This window comes from Achromobacter sp. HZ34 (assembly GCF_002209485.1).
GTDB lineage: Bacteria > Pseudomonadota > Gammaproteobacteria > Burkholderiales > Burkholderiaceae_B > Bordetella_C.
Map to the genome: position 1 here is coordinate 250,373 of NZ_NJIX01000004.1, position 20,397 is coordinate 270,769.

The 20,397-nt window shown below is 66.4% G+C and carries 19 protein-coding genes and 1 pseudogene; 17 read left to right on the forward strand and 3 right to left on the reverse strand.

Annotated features, from left to right (window positions below; genetic code table 11):
- The first annotated feature begins 23 nt into the window (after positions 1–23).
- A complete protein-coding gene (locus tag CEY05_RS17670; RefSeq protein WP_088596814.1) occupies positions 24–2,567 on the forward strand; it encodes a cation:proton antiporter in 2,544 nt (847 codons plus the stop codon).
- A gap of 1 nt (position 2,568) precedes the next feature.
- Here the strand turns inward: CEY05_RS17670 and CEY05_RS17675 are convergent, their stop codons facing one another.
- Positions 2,569–3,360 (reverse strand): NUDIX domain-containing protein, encoded by a 792-nt coding sequence (locus CEY05_RS17675; protein WP_369825970.1) that lies wholly within the window; start codon positions 3,358–3,360, stop codon positions 2,569–2,571.
- Between the two features lie 318 nt (positions 3,361–3,678).
- Here CEY05_RS17675 and coxB point away from each other — a divergent pair, with 318 nt between their 5' ends.
- The 5 genes from coxB (at position 3,679) to CEY05_RS17695 (ending at position 7,834) form a co-directional block, all read left to right on the forward strand.
- Complete coding sequence (gene coxB, locus CEY05_RS17680) at positions 3,679–4,839, forward strand: cytochrome c oxidase subunit II (protein ID WP_088596816.1); 1,161 nt, start codon at positions 3,679–3,681, stop codon at positions 4,837–4,839.
- 99 nt (positions 4,840–4,938) lie between these two features.
- Positions 4,939–6,540 (forward strand): cytochrome c oxidase subunit I, encoded by a 1,602-nt coding sequence (gene ctaD / locus CEY05_RS17685; RefSeq protein ID WP_088596817.1) that lies wholly within the window; start codon positions 4,939–4,941, stop codon positions 6,538–6,540.
- Positions 6,541–6,543: 3 nt separating this feature from the next.
- Positions 6,544–6,675, forward strand: coding sequence for a cytochrome oxidase small assembly protein (locus tag CEY05_RS31755; RefSeq protein WP_233161577.1), 132 nt, complete (start codon positions 6,544–6,546; stop codon positions 6,673–6,675).
- Between the two features lie 17 nt (positions 6,676–6,692).
- Positions 6,693–6,923, forward strand: a complete 231-nt coding sequence (locus tag CEY05_RS17690; RefSeq protein ID WP_088596818.1) for a DUF2970 domain-containing protein — start codon at positions 6,693–6,695, stop codon at positions 6,921–6,923.
- A 35-nt stretch (positions 6,924–6,958) separates the two neighbouring features.
- Complete coding sequence (locus CEY05_RS17695; RefSeq protein ID WP_088596819.1) at positions 6,959–7,834, forward strand: cytochrome c oxidase subunit 3; 876 nt, start codon at positions 6,959–6,961, stop codon at positions 7,832–7,834.
- A 17-nt stretch (positions 7,835–7,851) separates the two neighbouring features.
- Here CEY05_RS17695 and CEY05_RS17700 read toward each other — a convergent pair whose 3' ends face one another.
- The gene (locus CEY05_RS17700) at positions 7,852–8,052 is read right to left on the reverse strand and encodes a twin transmembrane helix small protein (protein ID WP_057654428.1); all 201 of its coding nucleotides are present in this window, start codon (positions 8,050–8,052) and stop codon (positions 7,852–7,854) included.
- A 52-nt stretch (positions 8,053–8,104) separates the two neighbouring features.
- Here CEY05_RS17700 and CEY05_RS17705 point away from each other — a divergent pair, with 52 nt between their 5' ends.
- The 5 genes from CEY05_RS17705 (at position 8,105) to CEY05_RS17725 (ending at position 12,363) form a co-directional block, all read left to right on the forward strand.
- Positions 8,105–8,890 carry an SURF1 family protein gene (locus CEY05_RS17705; protein ID WP_088597637.1) on the forward strand — a complete coding sequence of 262 codons (786 nt, stop codon included), beginning with the start codon at positions 8,105–8,107 and terminating at the stop codon, positions 8,888–8,890.
- A gap of 69 nt (positions 8,891–8,959) precedes the next feature.
- A complete protein-coding gene (locus CEY05_RS17710; RefSeq protein WP_088597638.1) occupies positions 8,960–9,658 on the forward strand; it encodes a hypothetical protein in 699 nt (232 codons plus the stop codon).
- Positions 9,659–9,722: 64 nt separating this feature from the next.
- Complete coding sequence (locus CEY05_RS17715; RefSeq protein ID WP_088597639.1) at positions 9,723–10,736, forward strand: heme A synthase; 1,014 nt, start codon at positions 9,723–9,725, stop codon at positions 10,734–10,736.
- A gap of 95 nt (positions 10,737–10,831) precedes the next feature.
- A complete protein-coding gene (gene cyoE / locus CEY05_RS17720; RefSeq protein WP_088596820.1) occupies positions 10,832–11,728 on the forward strand; it encodes a heme o synthase in 897 nt (298 codons plus the stop codon).
- Between the two features lie 35 nt (positions 11,729–11,763).
- Positions 11,764–12,363 (forward strand): SCO family protein, encoded by a 600-nt coding sequence (locus CEY05_RS17725; RefSeq protein WP_088596821.1) that lies wholly within the window; start codon positions 11,764–11,766, stop codon positions 12,361–12,363.
- Between the two features lie 27 nt (positions 12,364–12,390).
- Here CEY05_RS17725 and CEY05_RS17730 read toward each other — a convergent pair whose 3' ends face one another.
- Positions 12,391–12,651 (reverse strand): DUF3717 domain-containing protein, encoded by a 261-nt coding sequence (locus tag CEY05_RS17730; RefSeq protein WP_088596822.1) that lies wholly within the window; start codon positions 12,649–12,651, stop codon positions 12,391–12,393.
- A gap of 177 nt (positions 12,652–12,828) precedes the next feature.
- Here CEY05_RS17730 and CEY05_RS17735 point away from each other — a divergent pair, with 177 nt between their 5' ends.
- From CEY05_RS17735 to CEY05_RS17760, 6 genes and pseudogenes are all read left to right on the forward strand, one after another.
- Positions 12,829–13,548 carry a glycine zipper 2TM domain-containing protein gene (locus tag CEY05_RS17735; protein ID WP_088596823.1) on the forward strand — a complete coding sequence of 240 codons (720 nt, stop codon included), beginning with the start codon at positions 12,829–12,831 and terminating at the stop codon, positions 13,546–13,548.
- A 68-nt stretch (positions 13,549–13,616) separates the two neighbouring features.
- Positions 13,617–14,123 (forward strand): annotated as a pseudogene (locus CEY05_RS17740) (PhaM family polyhydroxyalkanoate granule multifunctional regulatory protein); the annotation flags it as partial.
- Positions 14,124–15,038: 915 nt separating this feature from the next.
- Positions 15,039–16,412: a bifunctional UDP-N-acetylglucosamine diphosphorylase/glucosamine-1-phosphate N-acetyltransferase GlmU gene (gene glmU / locus CEY05_RS17745; RefSeq protein ID WP_088596824.1), complete on the forward strand. Its 1,374-nt coding sequence runs from the start codon at positions 15,039–15,041 to the stop codon at positions 16,410–16,412.
- Entirely contained in the window at positions 16,409–17,848 is a 1,440-nt protein-coding gene (locus CEY05_RS17750; protein WP_088596825.1) for an MFS transporter, read from the forward strand. The genes glmU and CEY05_RS17750 overlap by 4 nt, the downstream gene beginning before the upstream one ends.
- 122 nt (positions 17,849–17,970) lie before the next feature.
- The gene (locus CEY05_RS17755) at positions 17,971–19,293 is read left to right on the forward strand and encodes a UDP-glucose/GDP-mannose dehydrogenase family protein (RefSeq protein ID WP_088596826.1); all 1,323 of its coding nucleotides are present in this window, start codon (positions 17,971–17,973) and stop codon (positions 19,291–19,293) included.
- Complete coding sequence (locus tag CEY05_RS17760; protein WP_088596827.1) at positions 19,290–20,375, forward strand: glycosyltransferase family 4 protein; 1,086 nt, start codon at positions 19,290–19,292, stop codon at positions 20,373–20,375. Before CEY05_RS17755 ends, CEY05_RS17760 begins: the two co-directional genes overlap by 4 nt.
- The last annotated feature ends 22 nt before the right edge of the window (positions 20,376–20,397 follow it).

Genomic DNA, 20,397 nt, shown 5'->3' on the forward strand with positions numbered 1-20,397 from the left:
ATAAGGGCGCGGGATTAAACAATATGGATGTGGGAATACTTGTTTTCGGACTGGCGACGCTGCTCACGCTGGTGTGCTTCATGCCGCCTTTGGCGGGCCGGCTGAAACTGCCCTACTCCGTGCTGCTGGCCATCGTCGGCTGCCTGCTGGGACTGGGCGTGCACATCCATGGCTGGGCGCCGCCGGTGGTGGCGGACATGCTGGACTCGATCGAGAAGTTCGAGATTTCCTCGGAAACTTTCCTTACCGTTTTCCTGCCCGTCCTGCTGTTCGAAACCGCCTTGTCGATGAACGTGCGGCGCCTGCTGGACGATATCGGCCCCATCCTGATGATGGCCATCGTGGCGGTGCTGGTGTGCACGGTGGTGGTGGGCTATACCCTGCACATGCTGTCGCCGTATGGACTGGTGGTGTGCCTGCTGCTGGGCGCCATCGTCGCCACCACCGATCCGGCGGCGGTGGTCAGCATCTTCCGCGACCTGGGCGCGCCCAAGCGCCTGACCACGCTGGTGGAGGGCGAAAGCCTGTTCAATGACGCCGCGTCGATTTCCTTGTATTCGGTGCTGCTGGCCGTCATCACGGGGCAGAGCAAGCTGTCGGTGGGCAATGTCTTCACCGATTTCGTCATCCACTTCATCGGCGGCGGCCTGGCCGGCTATGTCATGGGGCGCCTGGCCTGCTACCTGTTCGCGTGGCTGCGCGGTTTCCCGGCCGCGGAGATCACGCTGACCCTGACCCTGGCCTATCTCACCTTCTACGTCTCCGAGCATTACCTGGGCGTGTCCGGCGTGGTGGGCACGGTAATCGCCGGCCTGGTGGTGGGGTCGACAGGCCGCACGCGCATGGCGCCGACCACCTTCGAGTACCTGACCAGCGCGTGGGCGCAATTCGGCTTCTGGGCCAATTCGCTGATCTTCCTGTTCGCCGCCATGCTGATCCCGCGCATCATGGAACACGCGACCGGCGCCGACCTGTGGCTGATCCTGGTGCTGTTCGTCGCCACCCTGGTGGCGCGCGCCATCGTGGTGTTCGGCATGCTGCCCTTGCTCAAGCTGACGCGGCTGCGCGCCCGGGTCAGCCGCGCCTACAAGACCGTCATGCTGTGGGGCGGCCTGCGTGGCGCCGTCTCGCTGGCCCTGGCCCTGGCGGTGACCGAACGCAATGACGTGCCGGAGACGGCGCGCCAGTTCGTCGCGGTGGCGACCACCGGTTTCGTGCTGATGACCCTGTTCATCAACGGCATCAGCCTGCGGCCGCTGATGCGCCTGCTGCGCCTGAACGAGTTGTCGCAGATGGAACGCACCATCCGCAACCAGGCGGTGATGGTGGCGCTGGAGGACTTGCAGGACAAGACCGATGACGTGGCCAGCGCGGACCATATCGGCCCGGAAGTGCGCGAGCGCATTCGGACGGTGTTCGACACCAGCCTGCAGGAAGTGCGCGACGCCGAGGTCAGCAGCATGTCGCTGGACGCGCGGGTGTCGGTGGGCCTGGCCATCCTGGCGCGGCGCGAGGAGGAAATGTTCTTCGACGTGCTGAAGGCCCAGATCGTCGACTGGCGGCTGGCGGAATCGCTGTTGGCGCGCTCGGAACGGCTGGAAGACGCCGTCCGCGCGGGCGGCCTGGGCGGTTTCGAGAATGGCATCGCCGCCGACGTGCGCTACTCCAAGGGCTTCCGCGTGGCCTTGCGGATGCACTATCTGTTCGGCTGGCAGCGCTGGCTGGCCTCGGAACTGGGCCAGCGTTTCGCCGCCCTGATGTGCAAGCGTACCGTGGCGCAAAGGCTGATCGCCTTCGCCGGACAGCAGATCAAGCCGATGCTGGGCGAGGAAACCGCCGAGGTGCTGGTGCGGGCGCACCAGCGCCGCCTGGATGCCATCGAGAACGCGCTGCAGGCGCTCAACCTGCAATATCCGTCCTATGCGCTGTGGCTGCAGGAAAGCTACCTGGGCCGCGTGGCGCGGCAGCTGGAGCGGATGCGCTACCGCGAGATGCTGGGGCAGTCGCTGATCAGCGGGGAAGTCTATGCCGACCTGGTGGAGAAGCTGGAAGCGCGCTGGGGCCACATCGACCGCCATCCGCCGCTGGACATCGAAATGAGCGCTACCGAGCTGGTCAAGCGCGTGCCCCTGTTCGAAAGTCTAAGCGCGGACTCCTTGCGCGCCATTTGCAAGCTGCTCAAGCCGCGCCTGGCGCTGCCCGACCAGGTGGTGCTGGGACATGGGCGCAATGTCGATGCCATGTGCTTCGTCGCTTCGGGCGCGGTGACGGTGCACCTGCCGGATCACACGACCGTGGAACTGGGCAGCGGCGAATTCTTCGGCGAACTGGCCTTGCTGGGCGAGCAGGTGATGATGCCGGAGGTCACCTCTTTGGGCTATAGCAAACTGCTGATGATGTCGGCGCGCGATTTCCGCGCCCTGCTGGCGGGCGATCCGTCGCTGCGCGAGGGCATAGAGATCGTGGCGCGCCAGCGGATGCGGGCCATCGAGGTGTGGCGGCAGTTCTCGTCCACGGGGACCACGACGCCTGCCTCGTCTCCTGCGCCCGGGCAGCCGCAATCCTAGGCTAAGCCCGCATCAGTTCGTCGGCGATGACCAGTGCGGCTTCCAGGGTGAATTCGCCGGCCGCCACCATGGCCAGGGCACGCGCCGGCTCGACCGTGGCGATCTCCATGACCTCGCCGTCCCGGTTGGCCGGCCGCACATGCGGCGGCAGCACGCAGCGGCTGACCAGCAGGTCTTCCACCTGATAGCCCTCGGGCAGGCGGCGCTGCATGCGCAATATCGTGCGCATGGGTTCGCGTGCCTGGATGTCGGGCACGTCCAGCCCGGCTTCCTCGCCGCATTCACGCACCAGCGCCAGGTCCAGGTCTTCCCCGCTGCCGGCGAGGCCGCCCACCAGCGTGTCCCACATGCCGGGATCGGTGGACTTGCTCAAGGCCCGGCGCGCGATCCACAGGCGGCCATCGGGCGTCCACGCATTCAGATGCACGGCGCGCGTCAGCAGGCCCAGCGGGCGTACCGCGGCACGCTCGATGGCGCCGACCGGGCGGCCTGCCTGGTCCAGTACGTCCAGCAATTCGTCGCGCCAGCCGCGCAGGCAGTTGGCATCGCGCAGCGCCTGGGCCACACCGGCCAGGAGCGTGTCCAGCGCCACCCCGGGTACCAGGGTTTGACCTAATTCCAGAGCGTCCCGCGAGACCACTACGCCAGACAGATGACGCAGTGCATCACAGGCCGCCAGGGTGGCCCTGCCACAGGGCTGGCCAGCGACGAAGACCGGGCGTGATAGTTCCGGTGTCGGCTCCACCGCGCGCTCGCGCAGCAAGGCATATAGGGCCTTTGCCTGGTCTGCCAGCGAGGGCCGGTGGGCCTCGTCCGGAAGGGTACCGGCGGCGGGGTGGACGGCAGTGTCCGGGAGCGGGATGGGCATGGTTTTTTGCTGCATGGCGGCGATTCTAGTGCAGGGGCGGCGGGTCGTGCGATCGGGTAGTCAGCAATTACACGAAGTGACGTGTCCGTTATAATCCGCCGGTTTCTTTGTGATTCGAGCTGGATCGAAGGGGTGGCAAGGCTCCCCAAGAATCCGCCAACCAATAATTACGCGTTTCCGTGTCTGTCCACGGTGTAACCGCGGTTGGGTAGGGCCTCACGCGTACGTGCAAAAAGGGTCAGCATGAAGAAGTGGTGGAGAGGGATTCCCGGCGCCTGTGCCATGCTGGTTGGCGGCGGGGCTTGGGCGCAGGTCAACGATATGCCCGGAGGACCGAAGGTCAATCAGCTGAATCTGCATGAAGGTGTTACGCAGATTGCGCATGACGTGATGTGGTTGCACTGGATGATGCTCGCCATTTGTGTGGTGATCTTCATCGGCGTCTTCGGCGTCATGTTCTATTCCATTTGGGCGCACCGCAAATCGCGCGGCGCCGTGTCAGCCACCTTCCACGAACACGTCGGCGTCGAAGTGGCGTGGACGGTCATCCCCTTCTTCATCGTCATCGCCATGGCGCTGCCGGCCACCAAGGCCGTGGTTGCCATGAAAGACACGTCCAGTCCGGACGTGACGATCAAGGCCACCGGCTACCAGTGGAAGTGGGGTTACGAGTACCTCGACGGCGCCGCCAACGGGGTCAAGTTCTACTCCAACCTGTCCACGCCGCGGGCCCAGATCGAGAACCGCGAGCCCAAGGGCGAGTTCTACCTGATGGAAGTCGACAACCCCATGGTGGTGCCGGTCGACCAGAAGGTGCGCATCATCACGACGGCGGTGGACGTGATCCACTCCTGGATGATCCCGGACTTCGGCGTCAAGCAGGATGCGATTCCCGGCTTCCTGCGCGATACCTGGTTCCGCGCCGAGAAGGTCGGCACCTATCGCGGCCAATGCGCCGAGCTCTGTGGCAAGGACCACGCCTTCATGCCCATCGTGGTGACGGTGTTGTCCAAGGAAGACTATGCCAAGTGGGCCGACGAGCAAAAGAAGAAGATGGCCGCGGCGGCCGATGACCCCAACAAGGATTGGACCGAGCCCGAGCTGATCGCCCGTGGCGAGAAGGTGTTCGGCGCGAATTGCGTGGTCTGTCACCAGGCCAACGGCAAGGGCGTGCCGGGGTCCTTCCCGGCGCTGGACGGCGACCATATCGTGCTGGGGCCCAAGGCCGAGCAGATCAAGACGGTGCTGCTGGGCCATCCGGGCACCGCCATGCCTGCCTTCGGCGGCCAGTTGAACGATGTGGAGATCGCTTCGGTGATCACCTACACGCGTCACGCCTGGGACAACAAGGGCAAGGGCCAGGATCCGACCATCAAGCCGGCCGACGTCAAAGGGGCGCGCTGAGCGCGCCGGATGCGGCGGCCCGCTGGCCGCCGCGTTAGCAACCGAGCATATAACCCGGTCCCGCCACAGGGGCCGGCGCCAAGCGGCAAGGAGTCCATCATGAGCAGCGTCACTGTCGACCACGTCTCGCCGGGCCATGGTCACGATGACCATCACCACGCCATGCCCACGGGCTGGCGGCGCTGGTTGTTCGCCACCAATCACAAAGACATCGGGACGATGTATCTCATCTTCTCGTTCGTCATGCTGCTGGAGGGCGGTACGCTGGCCCTGTTGCTGCGCACCGAATTGTTCGAGCCGGGATTGCAGTTCTTCCGGCCCGAGCTGTTCAACCAGTTCACCACCATGCACGGCCTGGTGATGGTGTTCGGCGCCATCATGCCGGCCTTCGTCGGCTTCGCGAACTGGATGATTCCCCTGCAAGTCGGTGCGTCGGACATGGCCTTCGCGCGGATGAACAACTTCAGCTTCTGGCTGCTGCCGGTGGCCGCGCTTATCCTGACCGCGTCCTTCTTCGCGCCGGGTGGCGCCACCGCCGCCGGCTGGACCCTGTATGCGCCCCTGTCGCTGCAGATGGGGCCTGGCATGGACATGGCCATCTTCGCCATGCACATCATGGGCGCGTCGTCCATCATGGGCGCGATCAACGTCATCGTGACCATCCTGAACATGCGCGCGCCCGGCATGACGCTGATGAAGATGCCGCTGTTCTGCTGGACCTGGCTGATCACCGCCTTCCTGCTGATCGCCGTGATGCCGGTGCTGGCCGCCGCCATCACCATGGTGCTGACCGACCGCCACTTCGGCACGGGCTTCTTCAACGCCGCCGCTGGTGGCGACCCCGTGCTGTACCAGCACGTATTCTGGTTCTTCGGGCACCCCGAGGTCTACATCATGATCCTGCCGGCCTTCGGCATCGTGTCGGCCGTGGTGCCGGCCTTTGCCCGCAAGCGCCTGTTCGGCTATGCCTCGATGGTCTACGCCACCGCCGCCATCGCGGTGCTGTCCTTCATCGTCTGGGCCCACCACATGTTCACCACGGGCATGCCGGTGACCGGCCAGCTGTACTTCATGTACGCCACCATGCTGATCTCCATCCCCACGGGCGTGAAGGTGTTCAACTGGGTGGCCACCATGTGGCGCGGGTCGATGACCTTCGAAACGCCCATGCTGTTCGCCATCGGCTTCATCTTCGTGTTCACCATCGGCGGCTTCACCGGGCTGATCCTGTCGGTGGCGCCCATCGACATCCAGGTGCAGGACACGTATTACGTGGTGGCCCACTTCCACTACGTGCTGGTGGCCGGTTCGCTGTTCGGCCTGTTCGCGGGAGCCTACTACTGGGTGCCCAAGTGGACCGGCCGCATGTACAACGAGAAGCTGGGCAAGCTGCATTTCTGGTTCTCGCTGCTGTCGTTCAACCTGACCTTCTTCCCCATGCACTTCCTGGGCCTGGCGGGCATGCCGCGCCGTTATGCCGACTACGCCGCGCAGTTCACCACCTTCCACCAGATCGCCACCATCGGCGCCTTCTGGTTCGGCCTGTCGCAGCTGATCTTCCTGTACACCATGCTGCGCTGCTTCGCCGGCAAGGGCGAGCCCGCGCCGGCCAAGCCCTGGGAAGGCGCCGAAGGGCTGGAATGGACGGTGCCGTCGCCGGCGCCCTTCCACACCTTCGTGGAACCGCCGGAGGTGAAGTAAGCCATGACGCCTGAACAACGCCGCCGCAACAAGACCGTGGGCCTGACCTTGCTGGCCGTGGTGCTGGCGATCTTCATCTGGGCGCTGTTCAAGGGCAGCAGCCTGTTCGCGCCGCTCGCCAGGGGCGGCGTGTGAGCGCACGGGAGGCTGTCATGGCCGTGGACGAGAAACCGCCGGGCGCGGCGCAGCGCAAGCTGTCTTTCCTGCAGACATTGAAGGCGGTGGCCTGGGGTTTGCTGGGCATCCGCAAGGGGTCCGGCTATAGCGAGGATGCCGCCCGGCTCAATCCGGTCCATCTGGTGGTCGCCGCGGTGCTGGCGGGCGTGTTGTTTGTCGTCGTACTGATTTCCATCGTGCGCTGGGCCGTTGCCAGCCTGAGCTGAACAAGTATTCGAACATCCGTACCTGGGAGAACACCATGAGTGCAGGTCACTCGGTTGAAGCGAAAGAGGCACCCTATTACTACGTGCCGGCGGATTCCGGCCACCCCGTGCGCAGTGCGCTGGCTTTGCTGGTCACCGCCCTGGGCGCGGCCGCCTGGGTCAACGGTGTCGGCGCGGGCAAGTGGATGGTGCTGGTCGGCATCCTGAGCTTGGTCACGGTGCTGTATTTCTGGTTCGGCGATGCCATCAGCGAGTCCGAAGGCGGCTTGAACAGCAAGCGGGTGGACGTGTCCTACCGCTGGGGCATGAGCTGGTTCATCTTTTCGGAAGTGATGTTCTTCGCCGGCTTCTTCGGCGCGCTGTGGTACGTGCGTACCATCACTACGCCGTGGCTGGGCGATCTGGACCACAAGCTGCTGCTGTGGCCGGATTTCTCCGGCGTGTGGCCCAATTTCGGTCCGGCCGGCGTGGTGGAGCACTTCCAGACCGTGGGGCCGTTCTGGCTGCCCACCATCAATACCGCGCTGTTGCTGAGTTCCGGTGTGACGCTGACCATCGCCCACCATGCCTTGCGCGCGAACCATCGCGGCAAGACGATATTCTGGCTGGCGTGCACCATACTGCTGGGCTTCATCTTCGTGGCGTGCCAGGCCATGGAATATCACCACGCGTACACCGAGCTGAACCTGAAGTTCAGCTCCGGGGCGTATGGGTCGCTGTTCTTCATGCTGACCGGCTTCCACGGTTTCCACGTGATCATGGGGGCGACCATGCTGACCGTGATCCTGGTGCGTTTGCTGCGTGGGCACTTCACCGCCGACCATCACTTCGGTTTCGAAGGCGCCGCCTGGTACTGGCACTTTGTCGACGTGGTGTGGCTGGGACTGTATTTGTTCGTGTACTGGCTGTAAGCGGCGGGGGCGCTGGCCTATCTGATCCCCGTGCTCTGGATCCAGCCCAGCTGGTGCGCCAGCAGGACGAACAGGAACAAGGCCACCGACAGGCCGATGCGCACCGTCAATGCGTTGACCGTGCGGTTGGTCTTGCCTTTGTCCTTCATCAGGTAGACCAGGGCCGAGCCCAGGCTGACCAGGATGCCGATGAAGGCGACGACGACAAGTACGCGCATGGCAGGTCTCCGCGGGCGCGGACGCCCCGAATTGGAATTGTTGTAGATGCACATGGTACGTCCTCACAGCACCGCACGCACGTTGGCCGCTCTGTTGTTGCTGGCGCTCGCGGTCGCCGTGCTGGCGTCGCTGGGGCGTTGGCAGCTGCATCGTGCCGATGAACGCCGCGCGATCCTGGCGGCCATCGAAGGCGGGCGCGCGCAAGCGCCGTTGACGCTGACGGCTGCCACGCCTGCCGGGCAGTTGCAGGCGTGGCGTCCGGCGCAGGCCCATGGCCGCTACCGCGACGACCTTACCGTCGTGCTCGACAACCGCAATCGCGACGGCCGCCCCGGATATTGGATCGCCACGCCGTTGCTGCTGGAAGGCAGCGATCCTGCCACCGCCATCCTGGTGCTGCGCGGCTGGATGCCGCGCGCGGCGCCTGGCCAGCCTGGCGCGGTCGCGCCGCCCGCGCCGGCGGATCCCCAACTCGTCACCGGCGAACTGGCCGAACGCGTGCCCCGTCTGTTCGAACTGTGGCATTTCGGCGGCACTGCGGTGGACGTCCTGCCCGCCCGCCTGCCGCAGGCCGACGGCAAGCCGCCCACGGTGCAGAACCTGGACCTGACCGCCTACGCCGCCGCCACCGGCCTGCGGCTATTACCCGCGGTATTGGAGCAACGGGCCGCGGCATCGCCTGACGCGGACGTGCTCAAGCAGGACTGGCCGCAGCCCTCGGTCGACTTCAACCAGAACCAGGGCTATGCGCTGCAATGGTTCGGCTTCGCGACGATCGCGGGCATTGCCTTCCTGGTCGTGGCGTGGCGCGCGTTGCGCCGGCGGCGTGGACGTTAAACTGATTGCCGGCCGGTCCCGACGCGGGGACGCCGGCACACGAAAAAGACAGGAATCCTGCTTGTGACCATGACCTCCACGACAGCCGGCCCTCCGCGCACGGCCCCGCGCCGACGCAGCACCCTGACCCTGGTGATCGTCTTCCTGGTATCGCTGGCGCCGGTCCTGGCCGCCGTGGTCTTCTATCTGAATCCGCAATGGTGGCCGCGCGACGGCAGTAACTACGGCACCTTGATCGAGCCGCAGCGCGACCTGCCCACGCCCGCGCAACTGCCGCTCGCCACGCTGGACGGCCAGCCCTACGACCTGCGCCAGTTGCGCGGCAAGTGGCTGCTGATGGCCGCGGACGGCGGCGCCTGCCCGGAGTCCTGCGCGCGCAAGCTCTTCATCATCCGCAACAGCCACGCCAGCCAGGGCAAGAACGTGGACCGCGTGGCGCGCATCTGGTTCATCACCGACGATGCGCCAGTGCCGCAGAAGGTACTGGATGCCTACGTGGGAACGGTCATGGTGCGGGCGCGGCCGGAACAACTGGCGGCCTTCCTGCTGGACGGCGGGGCGAATGCCGCGCCAACTGCAGCGCCGGCGGCCGGGACCGGCACCGGCAGCGTGAATAACGCTACCGCCGCGCCCGCCGCCGCCCTGGCCGGACCCATGTGGCTGGCCGATCCGCTGGGACATCTGATGCTGCAATTCCCCGCCGACGCCGATCCCGTCAAGGTCCGGGGCGACCTGAGCAAACTGATCTACAACTCGCGCATCGGCTAGTATGCCGGGCACCACACGACTTGAAGCGAAGATATAAGTGATTGCAGAAGTGACCGCGGCCGGCCTGGACGCCATCGTCCTCCGTTACCGCAAACTGGTTTTCTTCACCTGGTTCCTGACCCTGGACCTGATCATGTTCGGCGCCTTCGTGCGCCTGACCGATTCCGGCCTGGGCTGTCCGGACTGGCCGGGCTGCTACGGCAGCGCATCGCCCCTGGGCTCGCTGACCGACATCCACCAGGCCAACCAGGCCATGCCTTTCGGCGCGGTATCGCTGTCCAAGGCCTGGATCGAAATGGTCCACCGCTATGCCGGCACGCTGCTCGGCATGCTGATCATCGCCATCGTCTACATGGCCTTCCGCTACCGTAGCCGCCTGGGCCGCTCGCCCCTGCTGGCCGTGGCCGCGCTGGTCATCGTGTGCGTGCAGGGTGCCTTCGGCGCCTGGACCGTGACCCACCAGCTGATGCCCGCGGTGGTGACCGCGCACCTGGTGTTCGGCATGCTCACCCTGACCATGATGACCTGGCTGGCGGCGCGCGAACGTCCTTATACGGCCCTGGCGGCGTCCGCGGCCCGCTGGCGCGGGTGGATGAGCGGCGGCCTGCTGCTGCTGTTCATCCAGATCACGCTGGGCGGCTGGGTAAGTACCAACTACGCCGCGCTGGCCTGCATGGATTTCCCCCTGTGCCAGGGGCATGTGGTCCCGCCCATGGACTTCGCCGGCGGCTTCTCGGTGTTCCGCGCCCTGGGCGAACTGCCCTCGGGCGAAATGATTTCGCAGTACGCCCTGACCGCCATCCACTGGGTGCACAGAAATTTCGCCTTCGTGGTGTTCGTGTACCTGGGTATCCTGGCCTGGCGCATGCGGGCCGAACCCGGTCTGCGCGGACCCGCCACGCTGGCGCTGGCCCTGCTGGCGGCACAACTGCTGACGGGCCTGACCACCATTTTCTTCGAATGGCCGCTGCTGATCGCGGTCCTGCACAACGGCGGTGCCGCGGGCCTGGTCCTGGCCGCGGTGACGCTGCGCGTACGCCTGGCAACGGCCGGCCAGGCGGCCCTGCGCAGCGCCTAGTTCGTGACTGGGACAATTTGTCCAATGTAAACAGGCGCTTGCGACCTGTCCCTGTAACCCGCGATGGCCTGGAGCGGAGTTAGAATAGCGCCACCATGACCAGTCTTGCCGCCCCAGACCAGGGATTGCTTCGCCAATACCTGGTGCTCACCAAACCCCGCGTTACCCAACTCGCCGTTTTCTGTGCCGTCATCGGCATGTTCCTGGCGACCCCCGGCCTGCCCGATCTGGGGCGCGTGGTCTTCGCCACCCTCGGAATCTGGCTGCTCGCCGCGGCTGCCTTCGCCATCAACTGCCTGATCGAACAGGAAGTCGATGCGCGCATGCTGCGCACCGCGCGCCGTCCCACCGCGCGCGGCACCATCATGCCGCAGCAGGTGCTGATGCTGTCCGGCCTGCTGGGCGGCGCCGGCATGCTGGTGCTGTACAACCTGGTCAACCCGCTGACCATGTGGCTGACCTTCGCCACCTTCGTCGGCTACGCCATCATCTACACCGTCATCCTGAAGCCGCGCACGCCGCAGAACATCGTGATCGGCGGCCTGTCGGGCGCCATGCCGCCCGCGCTGGGCTGGGCCGCCATCGCCAACGCGGTGCCGGCGGAAGCCTGGGCGCTGGTGCTGATCATCTTCATCTGGACGCCGCCGCACTTCTGGGCCCTGGCCTTGTATCGCGCCAAGGACTACGAGAGAGCCGGCCTGCCGATGCTGCCGATCACGCACGGTCCGGAATACACCCGCCTGCAGATCCTGCTGTATAGCTGTGCGTTGCTGGCCTGCACCCTCATTCCCTACGCCTTGCGCATGAGCGGCCTGCTTTACCTGGTCACCGCCATCGTGCTGGGCGGCATCTTCCTGGGCTATGCCTGGCGCCTGTATCGCAATTACAGCGATGCCCTGTCGCGGTCGATGTTCCGTTATTCCATCCTGTATCTGGCGCTGCTGTTCGGCGCGCTGTTGATCGATCACTGGCTCAACCTGCTGCTGGCGTAAGCGGCAGCAGCGCGCGCCCCTCGGAGAGCTCCCTCATGCCCCTCGTTCCCGCCCGTCGCGCCGCGCTGCGCGTTCTTGGTGGCGCCGCCCTGTTCGCCGCGCTGGCGGCCTGCAAGGACCAGCCGGCCTTCAAGGGCAGCAGCCTGGCGGGCACGCATCTGGGCAAGGGCGTCACCATGGTCGACCAGGACGGCAAGCCGCGCGGCATCGCCGACTTCGCGGGCAAGGTGGTGGTGGCTTTCTTCGGCTACACGCATTGTCCTGACGTCTGCCCGACGTCGCTGGCCGAGTTGGCCCAGGTCATGCAGACGCTGGGGCCGGACGCCGCGCGGGTGCAGGTGGTGATGATCACCGTCGATCCCGAGCGCGATACGCCGGATGTGATGAAGCAGTACGTCACCACCTTCAATCCGAATTTCGTCGGTTTCACCGGCGACCTGGCGCAACTGAAGGCGGCGGCCACGTCGTTCAAGGCCTATTACGCCAAGGTACCCACGAAGGACGGTTCGGACTACAGCATGGACCACAGCGCCGCGTTCTATCTGCTCGACCAGAAGGGCGAGGCGCAAGTGCTGGTCAACAACAACGCAGGCGCCGACGCGCTGGTGCACGACATCAAGCTGCTGCTGGGCTGAGCAGGCGCATCGAGCGCCCGTAGAATCCTACAGATTCAACGTCCGCGCTTCCGGACTGCGGGGTCGTTCCGCTTCCAGCCATCCGGCATACGCCTGGCGGCTTTCATCGTTCAAGTCGCCGACGTGCAATTCGCGTGTCCCCGCGAATATCAACAAGGCATACGGCGTTGCCAACGCCGCGGCTTCCTCGCACAGGCGCGCTTCGTCGCCCGTCGACGGCGAACGAAGGCGCCAATAGTTGATGGCCTGTTCGAGTTGTGTGATCGAGATCGGCGTTGTGTCATCCATCGGGCCATTCTCCCAGTTGAGTGCGCCGCGCGTATACGGCTATCAGGGTCTGGTCACAGCTGTTTCCAGCATTCTTGAATAGCCTTGCAACTCTTGCAAACCGTCACCTTGCTCACGCGTTGTAAGCGGATACCGATGCTATACATCCGCCATGGACGGCTTTGCAAGGAAAATGACATGAATACCGCCACCTCCCGATCTGAATCGCGCCGCGGCCTGCATCCTCTGGTAGCGACCGCCGCGGTTTCCGTCATCGTACTTTGCGGCGTAGCCGTGGCCGCGATCGGCGGCTGGCTGCCTACATCGAATGGACGCCAGGGTGCCGACGAGCCCGCGATGAGCACCGCGGCGGCCCCCTCGGCCCTGGCGCAAAGCGATCCCGCCAATGCCAACCTGGCGCCTTTGCCGGGTCAGGCCCAGGCGCCACAGCAGCCGCAGGCGGCCCCCCGCGCGCAACCCAATGCGCGGACGCAGCCCGCTCCCCAAAACGCGCCGCAGAATATTCCGCAACAAGGTGTGCCGCCCGCCGCGCAGAATGACCCGGCACTATGCCCGCAATGCGGCACCGTCGTGTCGATGGGCCAGGTGCAGGTGCCGGTCCAGGACCGCAGCAATCACGTCGTCGGCACAGTGGCCGGTGGCGTGGTTGGCGGCGTGGTCGGCAACCAGTTCGGCGGGGGCGGCGGCAAGACCGCGCTGACCGTGTTGGGCGCCGTGGGTGGCGCTTTGGCAGGCAGGGAAATCGAGCGTAATATGAACCAGAAAACCGTGACGCGTTATCAATTGGTCGCCCGCACCAACGATGGCCGCACGCATACTTTCCGCAGTGATACGCCGTTCCAATTTTCGCCGGGCCAAGCCATACGCGTTGAAAACAACCAGCTGCTGCCGCAGTGAGCGCCGCAGCCGGGCGCGCGGCGAACCCGCTGGTACCGGGACGGTCATGCCCCCACGAGAGAGACTGAATGACCGACCCGCAAAGCAATCCCTTCATCCTCCCCGGCCTGGGGCAATCCGGTGACGCCGCCGGGAATCCCCTCCTCGCCAGCATGGAAATGATGCGCAAAGCCTGGGCGGGATTGATGGGGCCCGGCGGTCTGGCGCAAGTCATGCCGATGTCGCCGGCGCTGAATCTCGAAGACCTGGAGCGCCGCATCGCGGAGCTGCGCACGGTGGAAAGCTGGCTGCGCCTGAACCTGTCCATGTTGGGCAGCACCATCCAGGGGCTGGAAGTCCAGCGCTCCACCATCAACACCTTGCGGTCCTTCGTCGACAGCGTCAGCAGCCAGAACGCCGCCGGCGTGCAATGGGGCGATGCGTCACCGCTGGAAGTCGTGCTGGGCTTGAAACCGGCGCCGCGCGGCGCCGCAGGGCCAGGCGCCCAGGCGGCCAGCGGCGCGGCCGGTGCATCGGCCAGCAGCCGTGCGGCCGGCTCCGCCTTTGGTGCTGGCGCGCCGTTCGGGTCCGCGGCGCCCACGCGGCCCGATCCGGATCCCGACGACGAAATGGACGATGATGATTCCGATATCGACATGCCGCCGGACAATGCGCCGGGTGCCGGCGTGCACGGCGGCGCGGGGGCTGGTGCGGCGGGGTCTGGCCGCGTAGATGCTGGTGGCACTGCGGGTGGCGGCAGGACCGAAGACGACAAGCTCTCCGCGGCGGCCGACAAGCTTGCCGAAGCGGGCGCCGCCGCCGAATCCGGCGTAGGCGCGACGCCCGGGATGCCCGGGATACCCAATATGCCCGGGATGCCGGCGATGCCTTCCTTCCTGGGCGGCGCCGCGCAGTCGGCGTCCGAGGCCTGGTGGAATCTGCTGCAGCAGCAGTTCGGCCAACTGGCCGCGGCGACGGCGGCGTCCATGCCGGGCGCGGCACCGGGCGCAGGTGCTGGTGCGAATACCGATGCGAGTTCCGGCTCGGCCGGGACCGCGCATGGTGCTGCTGCCGCATCGTCTCCAGGCGCGACCGCCGGTGTCGGCCTGGGCAAGGCTGCCGCGAAAAAGGCGGCTCCATCGAAGGCGCCGGCGGCCAAGGCCGCGGGCTCCTCAGCCGGCGGCACCAAAGCAGGCGCGACGAAATCCGCCGCCAGGAAATCCGCGAGCAAATCCGGCGGCGCCACCAAGGCCGCGGCCGCCAGCCCGACGCGGGCGCGTACATCCGCCCAACCCGCCGCAAGCAAAGCCACGGCCAAATCATCTTCTTCCAGCAGCCCCGCTGCAAAGAAACCACTGTCCAAGGCCGCGGCCAATGGCACGCCACGCAATGCGGCCGGTGTCACGAAAGCGCGCCGTCCCCGCTCGTAAAATTTCATCCATCCGGGCCGCCTGACGGCCCTGTCCAGCCCCGCTGCCTGCGGCACGGGGCGCTTTTGCAAAGATCTCCTCATGCTGAACATCGTCATTCTGGCCGCCGGGTTGGGTAAACGCATGCAGTCCGACCTGCCCAAGGTCCTGCATACACTGGCCGGCCGGCCCATGCTCGATCATGTCCTGGACAGCGCCCGCCGCTTGCAGCCGGCTCGCATCGTGGTCGTCATCGGCCACGGCGCGGACCGGGTGCGTGCCGCCTACGCCGGCCAGGACGACCTGCAGTTCGCCTTGCAGCAGCCTCAGCACGGCACCGGCCACGCGGTGGCACAGGCCGCGCCCCTGCTGCTCGAAGGCGAGGCCGACGACGCCACGCTGGTGCTTTACGGCGACGTGCCGCTGGTCCAGGCCGACACCTTGCGCCGCCTGCTGGAGGCGCGCGGCCAGGGCATGGCGGTGCTGACCGAAACCTTGGCCGACCCCACCGGCTACGGCCGCATCGTGCGCGACGCACGCGGGCAGGTCACGCGCATCGTCGAACACAAGGACGCCAGCGGACAGGAACGCGCCATCCGCGAAGTCAACACCGGCATCCTGGCGGCGCCCACGGCGCGCCTGAAGGACTGGCTGACCCGCATCGACAACAACAACGCCCAAGGCGAGTACTACCTGACCGACACCGTGGGCCTGGCCGTGGCCGATGACGTGGCCGTCGGTGCCGCGCAGCCGGCGGCGGCGTGGGAGACCCTGGGCGTCAACAGCCGGGTGCAGCAGGCTGAACTGGAACGCATCTGGCAGCGCGAACAGGCGCGCCGCCTGTTGGAAGCCGGCGTCACGCTGGCGGATCCGGCCCGTTTCGACCTGCGCGGCACCATGACCGTGGGCCGTGACGTCTACATCGATGTCGGCTGCGTGTTCGAAGGCCAGGTCGAACTGGCCGACGGCGTACGCATCGGCCCGCATTGCGTGCTGCGCGACGTCAAGCTGGGCGTGGGCACGCACGTCGAGGCCTTCAGCCATCTGCAGCAGGCCCAGGTGGGCGCCGATGCGCGCATCGGGCCCTATGCACGCCTGCGTCCCGGCGCCCAGCTGTCCGACCGCACGCACATCGGCAACTTCGTCGAGGTGAAGAATGCGGTGATCGGTGTCGACAGCAAGGCCAATCACCTGACCTATATCGGCGATGCCGACATCGGCGCGCGCGTGAATGTGGGCGCGGGCACCATCACCTGCAATTACGACGGTGTGAACAAGCATCGCACCATCATCGAAGATGACGTCTTCGTCGGCTCCGACACGCAACTGGTCGCGCCCATCCGCGTAGGCCGTGGCGCCACCCTGGGCGCCGGCACCACGTTGACGCGCGATGCGCCCGCCGAACAACTGACGGTCTCGCGCGCCCGCCAGACCTCCATCGCCGGTTGGACCCGCCCCGTCAAGAAAAAGCCATGAAAGACACCGCTCCTTCTGCCGCGGGCACGGCCTCTGATTCCGCCCCCGCAGGCCCCGGCGCGACCCAGTCCGCCGCCGTCCAGGACGGCTTGCCGACGCCGCGCCGTTATTGGGCCGCCAGCGTGGTCATGCTGGGTATCTGCCTGGCGGTGCTGGACAGCACCATCGCCAACGTGGCCCTGCCGACGATCTCGCACGACCTGGGTATCGATCCGGCGGATTCCGTGTGGATCGTCAATGCCTACAGCGTGGCGCTGGTGGTCATGCTGCTGCCCTTGTCGTCGCTCGCCGAAAGGGTGGGCTTTCGCCGCATGTTCACCATGGGGCTGGCGGTCTTCACCGTGGCATCGCTGGCTTGCGCCATGGCCGATTCGCTGTTGACACTGACGCTGGCCCGCATCTTCCAGGGCGTGGGCGCGGCCTCGCTGATGTGCATGTTCGGCGGCCTGGTGCGGCATATCTATCCGCACGCCAAGCTGGGCCGGGGCATCAGCCTGAATGCCACCACGGTGGCCATCATGTCGGTGCTGGGGCCGACGTTGGGGTCGGCCATCCTGTCGGTGGCGGCGTGGCCGTGGATCTTCGCGGTCAATGTGCCCCTGGGCATCCTGGGCATGTTCTGGGTCCGTTTCCTGCCCGACGTTCCGCGCACGAACACGCGCTTCGACGCCATCAGCGCCTTGCTGAACATGCTGACGCTGGGCGTGTTCATCATCGGCATCGACAAGCTGGTGGCGGATCCGGTCAAGGGCGTGGGCTTGATCGCCATCTCGCTGGTGGCCGGCTGGTTCCTGGTCCGGCGCGCCACCAGGCAGACCGCGCCGCTGGCGCCGGTGGACCTGCTGCGCATCCAGCCTATCGCCTTCGCCGTCGCGGCTTCGGCCTGCACCTTCGCGGCGCAGATGGCTTCCTATGTGTCCTTGCCCTTCTTTTTCCAGGGGGTGCTGGGCCGGCCGCAATTGCAGGTCGGCATGCTGATGGCCGCCTGGCCCATCGGTACGGCCCTCATCGCCCCGGTGGCGGGACGCATGTCGGACCGCTACTCGGCCGCCACGCTCAGCGGCATCGGCGCCGCCGCCATGGGGCTGGGCCTGGTGTCCCTGACCCTGCTACCGCACGACATCGGCAACACGGCGATCATCGCGGCCATGTTCGTCTGCGGTACCGGTTTCGGCTTCTTCCAGACGCCCAACAACCGGTCCATGATCGGGTCGGCGCCGCGCTCGCGCGGTGGCGCCATCGGCGGCCTGCAGGCCACCACGCGGGTGTTCGGCCAGAGCTGCGGCACCGCGCTGGTCGCCACCGCCTTCGGCCTGAGCGGCGCCCATGGGCCCACGCTGGCCTTGATCCTGGGCGCGGTCTGCGCCGCCGCGGCGGTCTTGGTCAATACCGTGCGCTTCAAGGCGGTGGCGCCGGGCAATTCCCAGCACGGCTAGATCGTCCATGCCGTGGGGCGGCGGTCGCGGCCGCCGCCACGGCAGCGTCTTCTGCCCCGCCCTATAATCGGGTCCATCGGGCGCGTGCCTAGCCACGCGCCATGTTTTCTAGGGCGAATGCGATGAAGATTACGGTGGTGGGTACCGGCTACGTGGGCCTGGTCTCGGGTGCCTGTCTGGCTGAAATGGGCAACGATGTCATGTGCCTGGACGTGAATAGCGCCAAGGTGGCCTTCTTGCGTGAAGGTGGCATCCCGATCTACGAACCGGGTCTGGAAGACCTGGTTCGCCGCAACGTCCAGGCCGGCCGCCTGCACTTCACCGACGACGTCGAGACCAGCGTGGCGCATGGCGACGTGCAGTTCATCGCGGTCGGCACGCCGCCGGGCGAGGACGGCTCGGCCGATCTGCAATACGTGCTGGCCGCCGCGCGCGGTATTGCCCGGTACATGACCAGCCGCAAGATCGTCGTCGACAAGTCGACCGTGCCGGTGGGCACCGCGGACAAGGTGCGCGCCGCCATCAGCGAAGTCTTGGCCGAGCGTGGTGTCGACCTGCCCTTCAGCGTCGCTTCCAATCCGGAATTCCTCAAGGAAGGCGCGGCCATCCATGACTTCATGAGTCCGGACCGCGTCGTCGTCGGCGCCGACGACGACTACACCGTGGGCGTCATGCGGCGCATCTACGAGCCCTTCCAGCGCACCCACGACCGCCTGATGGTGATGGACGTGCGTTCGGCGGAACTGACCAAGTATGCCGCCAACGCCATGCTGGCCACGCGCATCTCGTTCATGAACGAGATGGCGAACCTGGCCGAAGCGGTGGGGGCCGATGTGGAACATGTTCGTCGCGGCATCGGTGCCGATCCGCGCATCGGTTATCAGTTTCTCTATCCTGGCGCCGGTTATGGCGGCTCCTGCTTTCCGAAGGATGTGCAGGCCTTGAGCCGCATGGCCGGTGAACATCGGCTGCCCATGCGGGTGATCGAGGCAGTCGAGGCCGCCAACGACGAACAGAAATTCCGCCTGGCGCGCAAGATCGTGCGCCGCTATGGCGAGGACCTGAAAGGGCGCAGTTTCGCCGTGTGGGGCCTGGCCTTCAAGCCCAATACCGACGATATGCGCGAGGCGCCCAGCCTGAACGTGATCGACGAGCTGACGCGGCGCGGCGCCACCATCCGTGCCTATGATCCGGTGGCCATGGAAGAGGCCGCCAAGGTATTGGGCAAGAATGCGCGCGTGACCTTCGTCGAGGATATGTACGATGCGCTGGATGGCGCCGACGGTCTTGTGCTGGTGACGGAATGGAAGGTGTTCCGTGCGCCCGATTTCGATCGCGTGCGCAGCTTGCTGAAGACGCCGCTGATCCTCGACGGGCGTAATCAATACAACGCGGCGGACCTGAAGGCGATGGGCTTCGACTACGAGGGCATCGGCCGCGCATGAAAATCCTGCAGCTGAATTTCGAGAAAGGCTGGCGCGGCGGTGAGCGGCAGACGCTCTACTGCATGATGGCCTTCCGGGATGCGGGGCACGACGTGGAGCTGCTGGCGCGTGCCGGCGGTCCGCTGGCACAGCGTGCCGCCGAGCAGGGATTCAAGGTGCACGCGGTGTCCGGCGTGGCGGCGCAGATCGGTTTCCTGGCCCGCCGTGGCAGGCAGTACGACATCATTCACGCGCAGACCGCCAACACGGTGACCTGGGCGGTGCTGACCAAGCCGGTGCATCGGCGTCCCGTGGTGTTTTCGCGCCGCACCTCGTTCGTGGTCAAGCCCAACGAGGAATGGAAGACCGGCTTCAAATGGCGCCACGTGGACCTGTTCGTGGCGATCAGCGACATGGCGGCCACCGAGCCGCGCCGGCTGGGCCTGGCGCCGGTGATCATCCGCAGCGCGGTGGCGCCCGTGCCGCCCGATGCGCAAAACCAGGCTCGGCTGGCGGCCGAGTTCAAGGTGCCGGGTAAGCGCATCATCGCGACTTCCGCGGCGTTGATCCACGACAAGGATCCGCTGACCATGATACGGGCGGTGGCTGAACTGGCGCGCACGCGCCTGGACTTCCTGTTCGTGCATTTCGGTGCCGGCGGCAATGAAGAGGCCCAGGCGCGCGCGCTGGTGGCCGAGCTGGGTGTGCAGGATGTGTACCTGTTCGCGGGGTTCCGCAAAGGGGTGGAGGATTTCTATCCCTGCATGGACGTCTTCGCCATGACCTCGCGCGAGGAAGCGCTGGGCAGCAGCGTATTCGACGCCTTCCTGCAGCGGGTGCCCGTGGTTTCCACGGACGCGGGCGGCCTGAAGGAAAGCCTGGCGGATGGGCGTGGGGTACTTTGCGCCGTGGAGGATCATCACGCCGTGGCGCAGGGCATGGCGGCCTTGCTGGACGACGAGTCGTTGCGGCAGGCGATGACGGCGCGGGCCTACGACTATGTACGTGTCGAGCATGACGTCGGCATCATGGGCAATCGCTATCTGGCGCAGTTCGAGCGGCTGTTGCGGGAACGGGGCGAAGGCGCGCGGCTGGGGCATTGAGCGGGACCGGGCCGACGTGTTG